Origin of the sequence: Mycobacterium sp., assembly GCF_036488105.1 — a bacterium.
Classification (GTDB): domain Bacteria; phylum Actinomycetota; class Actinomycetes; order Mycobacteriales; family Mycobacteriaceae; genus Mycobacterium.
Genome location: NZ_DASXHW010000449.1, coordinates 1 through 7,418 on the forward strand (window position 1 = coordinate 1; position 7,418 = coordinate 7,418).

The following is a 7,418-nucleotide window of genomic DNA, read 5'->3' on the forward strand; positions in this document are numbered from 1 at the left end:
TCTTGGCCACCTGCCAATAGATCACGCCCGCGGACTTGGGGCCGAGCGCGATCTTCTCGTCGGCTCCTGCCTCGTCGGCCAACGCCGCGAGCTCGTCGAGTACATCGCTGTCGCTGACGAACGTGACGTAGGACTGGTATCCGTCCACCTCGGTCTCGAACGGGTAGCCGTTGACGATTGAGCGCACCTTCGTGATCGGGTAAACCAGCACCCAGGCGTCGTATCCGAAGTGCTTGCGCAGCGCCTTCTCTGCCGTTGCGCGCACCGCATCTGCGGCCTTCGGCGAATCCAACGTCACGTTTCCGGTCGCCAGAATGGTGCGAACCTCGGCGAGTCCCGAGTCGGTCAGTGCGCTCGCCACGCCGGCCATTTTCAGGTTGACGCCGCCGACGTTGACGCCGCGTAAGAACGCCGCGTACCGAGTCATGAGCGCGATGGTAGCCACGCGGGCGTCCAGTGGGGCGCGATCGTCTGAGTAGGCTTGCGACATGGGGCGCCAAGTGTTCGACGACAAGCTGCTCGCCGTGATCGCGGACAACTCTCTCGGTGTACTCGCCACCCTCAAGCGTGACGGGCGCCCGCAGCTGTCCAACGTGTCGTACTACTTCGACGCGCGCAGTGCCGCTATCCAGGTGTCGGTCACCGAGCCACGGGCAAAGACGCGCAACCTGCGTCGCGACCCGCGGGCTTCGCTGCTCGTCAGCTCCGACGACGGCTGGACGTATGCGGTCGCCGAGGGCACCGCGACGCTGACCCCGCCGGCCGCCGCGCCCGACGACGACACCGTCGAGGCGCTGATCGCGTTGTACCGCAACATCGCCGGTGAACACCCGGACTGGGACGACTACCGGCAGGCGATGGTCACCGACCGTCGCGTCGTGCTGACCCTGCCGATCGCACACGTCTACGGCATGCCGCCGGGCCTGCGGTGAATCCCGCTGAACGGCACCGGGCGCGCTAGGCTGCGGGCTATGGCTGGATCGAAGTCGGGGGCCGAGTCGTCCGCATCATCGCGCTCTGAAGACGACAACAAACGAAAATTCCGTGAAGCCCTGGAGCGCAAGAAGGCAAAGTCGTCTGGCGGTGCTGATCATAAGGACGGCGGTGCCAAGGGGCCGCGGTCACAGGGCGCGGTCGGGAATCGCCGGGAGTTCCGCCGCAAAAGCGGTTAGGCCGCTAGCTCGCCTTTCTGGATGATTGGGGTCTCGTCGGCGTCGGCGAGGCCGAAAAAGGCTGCGGGCACGATGAATTCGACGGCCGTCAGCACTTCCTGGAGCCAGTGCGGCCGGTGCGGGCAGGTGTGCTGGCCATTCCGCCACGGTAACTCTTCGGTGCGCGGCGTCAGGAGTGCCACCCCGATATTGGGCCAGAGACCCAGTTGTGCGTCAGCGAGCGAGTAGACATCGCCGCGTGGACCGACGGTGAGCGCATCGCCGTTGACCGTGAGGACGTACTTTTGCCGTGACCGCCAATAGAGGTAGCAGCCGATCACTACGCCCGCAGCCAGCAACACGCGATGAAGATCAGGCCGCTGTAGCGCGGGACGTGCACGGGAATGCCCTTTGACGTGCGGAACATCGCGAGTGCGGCGAACGCGACGAACGCCACGAAAAACACCGAGTAGACGGCCTGCCAGATTTTGGTCCCCTTGATCCAGCCAGTCGAGAAGGCCTCGGCCGACGCCACGAATTGGCGTGACGCAGTTGATTCGTCTCTGACGCTCATAAGCTGGATCTTTTCGCGCGAACAGCGTGGTACGCATCGGTCAAATGCCCTATTTATGACGTTCGGTTCTTGAGTCTGCCATTCACTTCGGCCGGTCACGTGTGGTTGGGTTAGGGCAGTTGGGTTAGGGGACGGAAGGAACACCTCGTTGACTGTGAAGCTCTGCTTGGCGCAGGACACCGATGCCGACCAGCTTCTGTCCGAGAACCCCTTCGCGCTGTTGGTCGGCATGCTGCTCGACCAACAGGTACCGATGGAGACCGCATTCTCCGGTCCGAAGAAGATCGCCGATCGGATGAGCAGCTTCGACGCGGCCGAGATCGCCGAATACGACCCGGATAAATTCGCCGACCTGTGTTCGGAAAAGCCTGCGATACACCGTTTTCCGGGGTCGATGGCCAAGCGGATACAGACGCTCGCGCAGATCATCGTGGACCGCTATGACGGCGATGCCGCCGGCGTATGGACCGCCGGCGACCCCGACGGACCCGAGTTGTTGCGACGACTCAAGGGCCTGCCTGGGTTCGGCGAGCAGAAGGCGCAGATATTTCTCGCGCTGCTCGGCAAGCAGTATGCGGTGACTCCCAAGGGTTGGCGGGCGGCCGCGGGCGAATTCGGTAAGGCCGGCACACACGTGTCGGTCGCGGACATCGCCGATGCGGGTTCGCTCGAGAAGGTTCGTTCATACAAGAAGCAGATGAAGGCAGCCAAGAAGGCAACCGGAAAGGCAGCAACGTGAAGACACACCTGAACTGTCCGTGTGGCGAGGCGATCACCGGCAAAGACGAAGACGAATTGGTCGACCTGACGCAGGCCCACCTGGCCAGCGCGCACCCCGGTCTGGAGTACGACCGGGACTCGATCCTGTTCATGGCCTACTAACCGGCGAATCCGCCGTCGCGCACGACGATTGGCGCGACGGCGGACTGACGAGGCCTAGATCAGATAAACACCGTGGTCAGGGCACCACCGTCGAGCCGATGGTGGGCATGAACTGGCACTGCTTGTCCTTGGTCGTGACCTGTCCGAAGATCGTCGACATGATGCTGCCCGACCCGGTGTCGACGGTCGCGGTCAGCGTCGTCGGCCCCTGGGGGTTGATGTCCGGCTGCGGCTTGAGCGTCGCGCTGCCCGACTTGCCGGTGGTCAGGTTCACCCAGGTGACATTCAGCGGTAGCTTCTGCACGTCGGCGGGTCCCGGTGTGCCGACCGCGGTGAACACGTAGGCCGTCTGGCCGGCGTTCGGGCCGGGCGTCGGGATCTTGGCGGGCCCGGCCACCGACAGCACCGGCGCCATCACGGTGCCGCCATCGGTCCCGCAGTTGCTGCTGATCGACGGGTAGATGAAGTCCTGCGTGGGCGGGGCGTCCGGGCTGAAGCCGGGAGCGGCAGCCGCGGGAACAGCGGCCGGCGCCGGTCCGGCGGGTGCTGGGGGTGTGGCCGCCACTGGGACAGCGTTCGAGGGGGCGGGTGCGGGTACTGCTGCCTCGGGCGCGGGGCCCGCGGCGTGCACCGGGTCGATACCGGTCGGCAGGTGTGCCTGCGCACCCGGTTCCACACCTGGCGGGACGACGTGCGCCGTCGGGGCGGCTTCCGGCGGTGACGTGACGAACTGGTTCACCGACTCCGCAACGCTTTTCGATTGCTCGGGCGCAGACGGGTTGTGGCTGAATGCCTGCGCCGCGGCCATCAGCAGCTGCGTCGCCTGCTCTGGGTTGCCCGCGGCCTGCTGGATGATCGGGCTCAACTCGGTCAGTGCCGGCAGTCCCGGCATTCCCGGAATCTGCTGAGCGGGGATCGGTGCGGGTGGCGCCGGGTCGGCGGCCGCGTTGGGGGACAGTGCCACTGCGGCGCTCGATGCGATGGAAGCGGCAGCGAAGGTGCTGATCAGATTTCTAGCGATGAACATGGTGTCCTCCCGGTCGTCGATGTTGTTGGTGGCCGGCTAGCGCGCAGGGGCGCTAGCCGGCCGGTAGCGCGGCGTCAGGGCAGGCCGGAAACCGGGAACAGCAACGGGTTTGGCGTCGCGACAGGCGCCACCGGTGCGGCAAGGCCCGGCAGGGACGCCGCCGGTGCGACAGCAGCCGGCAGGCCTGCCGCCGAGGAGAGCCCGCTACTGACCGGCGATCCGCCGGTGAGCAGCGAGGTCAGGTCACCGGGCAGCGACACCTGCTGCGGCAGCGGGAACGGCAGCCCCGGTATTTGCGGCAGGTTGAGCTGCGCCTGCGGCAGCATCCCCGCGGGGCCGGTCGTCGGCGCGGCTGCGGCCGGAACGGTCGACGTCAAGCCGGGCTGTGTTAGACCAGGAAGGCCAAGGCTCGGCGCGGCGGTCGTGGCCGGAGCCGGAGTCGTCAACCCCGGAATGCCAAGCCCGGGTGTGGAAGTCGCGGCCGGAGCCGGCGACGCCAAGCCCGGAAGCAGTGACGAACCCGCCGCCGGGGTGGTCGCGGGCGTCTGCGGCATCTTGATCGACGCGCTGGCCAGCGGCGGAGGTGTGGCCGGTTGACCGCCCAATGCCCCCGCGACGTTTTGCAGCATCTGCGGCGCCTGGGCCGCGGTGCCGACGAGTTGCTGGCTGATGTCGGGGGTGGGCAGCGGCGCCGGGTCGGCGTGGGCTGTGCCCATCAATCCGCCGATGAGCAATGCTGCAGATGAGCCGGCCACGATTGCGGTGGCACGGAACAAGGTCCGAATAGTTGACATGACTCTCCCTGAATCTCGATAACAAGTCCTCGGCGCCGATGGTTCGCCTGATATGGAAGTGACTCAAGTGACACGTGTGGCATTTATGCGACCGTTACGCAATCGAGCGTCAGCGGTGACCGCGCGACCTCGTGACCGGAATTGCCGTGCCCGTCAGGCCCGGCGATAGAGTCGTGCAGATAGACACCCCCTCAGCCGCCCCGGCGGCAGTTGCCGACCGCCGGCGCGCGATCTCGATGGACGCGATCGGGCCGGTGCTGCTGGTCGTGAGCGTTGCCGCGCGGCTGGCCTGGACCTATCTGGCGCCTAACGGGGCCAACTTCGTCGACTTGCACGTCTATGTCGGCGGGGCCGCGATGATCGACCACCCGGGGAGCCTGTACCACTACGTCTACGCCGACCAGACGCCGGATTTCCCGCTGCCGTTCACCTATCCGCCGTTCGCGGCGGTGATCTTCTATCCGCTGCACCTGCTGCCGTTCGGCTTGGTCGCGTTCTGCTGGACGGTCGGGACGATGGCCGCGCTCTTTTGCGTGGTCCGGATCAGCCAGCGACTGCTGGGTGTCGGCGCCGGGGAGGGTCACCGACTGGCGATGCTCTGGACGGGGATTGCGATCTGGCTCGAACCGCTGCGCAGCACGTTCGACTACGGGCAGATCAATGTCGTGCTGGCGCTGGCCACGCTGGCGGCGGTGTTCAGCTCCCGGTGGTGGTTGTCCGGGTTGTTATTGGGGACGGCGGCGGGAGTGAAGCTGACGCCTGCGATCGGGGGACTCTATTTCGTCGGCGCCCGTCGGTGGGCTACGGCGGTGTTTTCCGGGGTCGTGTTCCTGGCCACCGTCGCGGTGTCGGCCTGGGTTGTCGGGGATCAAACTCGTTACTACTTCACCGATTTGATCTTCAAGACCGACCGGGTCGGGCCGATCTGCACGATCTTCAACCAGTCGTGGCGGGGTGGTATCTGCCGGATTTTCGGCCACGACGCCGGCTACAGCCCGGTGGTGTTGATCGGGATCGCCGTCACCGCAATACTTTGCGCGCTGGCCTGGCGCGTAGTGAGCGCCCGCGGAAGCGAACAACTCGGCCCTTTGCTGATCGTCGAGTTGTTCGGGCTGTTGCTCTCGCCGATCTCCTGGACACACCACTGGGTGTGGCTGGTGCCGTTGATGATCTGGCTGCTACACGGCCCGCTCTCCGATCGTCGCGGCGCACGCATTCTCGGCTGGACCTGGTTGGCGCTCACCACCATCGGCGTGCCCTGGCTGCTGAGCTTCGCCCAGCCGACGATCTGGCAGAACGGCAGACCGTGGTATCAGGCCTGGGGCGGGCTGGTCTACATCGTGGCGACGTTGGCCACGCTGGCCTGGATCGCGGCCGACGGAAAGCGCGCGGCTAGCTACCAATAATCCCGTCGATGTCGCGCGCCATCGCGACGTCTTTGTTGGTGATGCCACCTTCGGAATGTGTAACCAAAGCGAAAGTCACTGTTCGCCAACGGATATCGATGTCGGGGTGATGATCTTCGGCTTCGGCGTGCTCAGCCACCCGGCGCACCGCGTCGATGCCGGCGAGAAATTCCGGGAACTTCACCGACCGGCGCAGCGCGCCCTCTTTGCGTTCCCACCCGTTGAGGTCAGGCAGTGCGGCGTCTACTTGGTCATCGGTTAACACAGCCATATTTCAAACGTATACCGTCAGCCGCGATGGTCAACCAGATCGTTGTCGCCGGAGCGATCGTCGCCGAGTCAATGGTGCTGATCGCACAACGCACCCAGCCGCCGGAACTGGCCGGCCGATGGGAGCTGCCCGGGGGAAAGGTCGCCGCGGGAGAGACCGGGCCTGAGGCATTGGTCCGCGAACTCGCCGAGGAGCTCGGTGTCGTTGTCGCGGTCGGCGCGCGGCTGGGCGACGACGTTGCGCTTACGCCGACTATGACGCTGCGGGCGTACAAGGCCACTTTGCTCCGCGGCGAACCCCATCCGCACGACCACGCCGCACTGCGCTGGGTGTCCGCGGCGGAGCTGCACGACGTCGACTGGGTGCCCGCCGACCGCGGTTTTCTGGCTGCGCTCGATCGGCTGCTGACCACCGCGACCGAGATCCCGCGGTAAACGTCACAGCTGCTCAGTTTCGCGATACACGACTGCACTGAAACAATTACCGGCGTGGAATTCCGAAACGTCGCCATCGTCGCTCATGTCGATCACGGCAAGACGACCCTGGTCGACGCGATGTTGCGGCAGTCCGGCGCACTGACCCACCGCGGCGACGACGCCATCGAACGCCTGATGGACTCCGGTGACCTGGAGAAGGAAAAGGGCATCACGATCCTGGCGAAGAACACCGCCGTGCACCGCCAGCACGCGGACGGTTCGATGACCGTCATCAACGTCATCGACACGCCTGGCCACGCCGACTTCGGCGGCGAGGTGGAGCGCGGCCTGTCGATGGTCGACGGCGTGCTGCTGCTCGTCGACGCGTCCGAGGGACCGCTGCCGCAGACCCGCTTCGTGCTGCGCAAGGCGCTGGCCGCGCACCTGCCCGTCATCCTGGTGGTGAACAAGACCGACCGGCCCGACGCCCGCATCGCCGAGGTCGTCGAGGAGAGCCACGACCTGCTGCTCGACGTCGCCTCCGACCTCGACGAGGACGCGCAGGCCGCCGCCGAGAAGGCGCTCGACCTGCCGACGCTCTACGCCTCCGGACGTGCCGGCATTGCCAGCACGACCCAACCCCCCAACGGCGAGAACCCCGATGGCGACAACCTGGACCCGCTGTTCGACGTGTTGCTCGAGCACATCCCGCCGCCGCAGGGTGATCCCGAGGCGCCGTTGCAGGCCCTGGTGACCAACCTGGACGCGTCGTCATTCCTCGGTCGACTGGCCCTGATCCGCATCTACAAGGGCCGCATCAAAAAGGGCCAGCAGGTGGCCTGGATGCGCGAGGTGGACGGCCATCCGGTCATCACGAACGCCAAGATCACCGAACTG

At 66.1% G+C, this 7,418-nt stretch carries 13 protein-coding genes; 7 read left to right on the top strand and 6 right to left on the bottom strand.

All coding sequences use genetic code 11. The features are described 5' to 3' along the window. Positions 1–427, bottom strand: a 427-nt coding sequence (locus VGH54_RS23655; RefSeq protein ID WP_331514546.1) for a DUF1697 domain-containing protein, incomplete at its 3' end; no start/stop codon positions are given. Positions 428–488: 61 nt separating this feature from the next. Here VGH54_RS23655 and VGH54_RS23660 point away from each other — a divergent pair. Both VGH54_RS23660 and VGH54_RS23665 read left to right on the top strand, forming a co-directional pair. Continuing rightward, the gene (locus VGH54_RS23660) at positions 489–932 is read left to right on the top strand and encodes a PPOX class F420-dependent oxidoreductase (RefSeq protein WP_331514547.1); all 444 of its coding nucleotides are present in this window, start codon (positions 489–491) and stop codon (positions 930–932) included. Between the two features lie 39 nt (positions 933–971). Then, entirely contained in the window at positions 972–1,172 is a 201-nt protein-coding gene (locus VGH54_RS23665) for a DUF5302 domain-containing protein (RefSeq protein WP_331514549.1), read from the top strand. On the opposite strand, the gene VGH54_RS23670 is transcribed toward VGH54_RS23665, so the two are convergent. After that, complete coding sequence (locus tag VGH54_RS23670) at positions 1,169–1,513, bottom strand: hypothetical protein (RefSeq protein WP_331514550.1); 345 nt, start codon at positions 1,511–1,513, stop codon at positions 1,169–1,171. The genes VGH54_RS23665 and VGH54_RS23670 overlap by 4 nt on opposite strands. After that, positions 1,492–1,725 (bottom strand): hypothetical protein, encoded by a 234-nt coding sequence (locus tag VGH54_RS23675; RefSeq protein WP_331514552.1) that lies wholly within the window; start codon positions 1,723–1,725, stop codon positions 1,492–1,494. The genes VGH54_RS23670 and VGH54_RS23675 overlap by 22 nt, the downstream gene beginning before the upstream one ends. 154 nt (positions 1,726–1,879) lie before the next feature. On the opposite strand from VGH54_RS23675, the gene VGH54_RS23680 reads away from it, so the two are divergent. Further along, positions 1,880–2,464: an HhH-GPD-type base excision DNA repair protein gene (locus tag VGH54_RS23680; protein WP_331514559.1), complete on the top strand. Its 585-nt coding sequence runs from the start codon at positions 1,880–1,882 to the stop codon at positions 2,462–2,464. Next, positions 2,461–2,607, top strand: a complete 147-nt coding sequence (locus VGH54_RS23685) for a DUF1059 domain-containing protein (RefSeq protein ID WP_331514553.1) — start codon at positions 2,461–2,463, stop codon at positions 2,605–2,607. The genes VGH54_RS23680 and VGH54_RS23685 overlap by 4 nt, the downstream gene beginning before the upstream one ends. A gap of 76 nt (positions 2,608–2,683) precedes the next feature. Here the strand turns inward: VGH54_RS23685 and VGH54_RS23690 are convergent, their stop codons facing one another. After that, positions 2,684–3,634, bottom strand: coding sequence for a hypothetical protein (locus VGH54_RS23690; protein ID WP_331514554.1), 951 nt, complete (start codon positions 3,632–3,634; stop codon positions 2,684–2,686). Between the two features lie 74 nt (positions 3,635–3,708). Further along, positions 3,709–4,428, bottom strand: coding sequence for a hypothetical protein (locus VGH54_RS23695; protein ID WP_331514555.1), 720 nt, complete (start codon positions 4,426–4,428; stop codon positions 3,709–3,711). A 236-nt stretch (positions 4,429–4,664) separates the two neighbouring features. Between VGH54_RS23695 and VGH54_RS23700 the strand changes: the two genes are divergently transcribed. After that, on the top strand, positions 4,665–5,834 hold the full coding sequence (locus VGH54_RS23700; RefSeq protein WP_414688780.1) for a mannosyltransferase: 1,170 nt from the start codon (positions 4,665–4,667) through the stop codon (positions 5,832–5,834). Here VGH54_RS23700 and VGH54_RS23705 read toward each other — a convergent pair. After that, the gene (locus VGH54_RS23705; RefSeq protein WP_331514556.1) at positions 5,821–6,105 is read right to left on the bottom strand and encodes a 4a-hydroxytetrahydrobiopterin dehydratase; all 285 of its coding nucleotides are present in this window, start codon (positions 6,103–6,105) and stop codon (positions 5,821–5,823) included. The genes VGH54_RS23700 and VGH54_RS23705 overlap by 14 nt on opposite strands. Before the next feature lie 26 nt (positions 6,106–6,131). Here VGH54_RS23705 and VGH54_RS23710 point away from each other — a divergent pair, with 26 nt between their 5' ends. Both VGH54_RS23710 and VGH54_RS23715 read left to right on the top strand, forming a co-directional pair. Then, positions 6,132–6,539, top strand: a complete 408-nt coding sequence (locus VGH54_RS23710; protein ID WP_331514557.1) for a (deoxy)nucleoside triphosphate pyrophosphohydrolase — start codon at positions 6,132–6,134, stop codon at positions 6,537–6,539. Between the two features lie 54 nt (positions 6,540–6,593). Beyond that, the coding region (locus VGH54_RS23715) for a GTP-binding protein (protein WP_331514558.1) at positions 6,594–7,418 on the top strand (825 nt) is incomplete at its 3' end.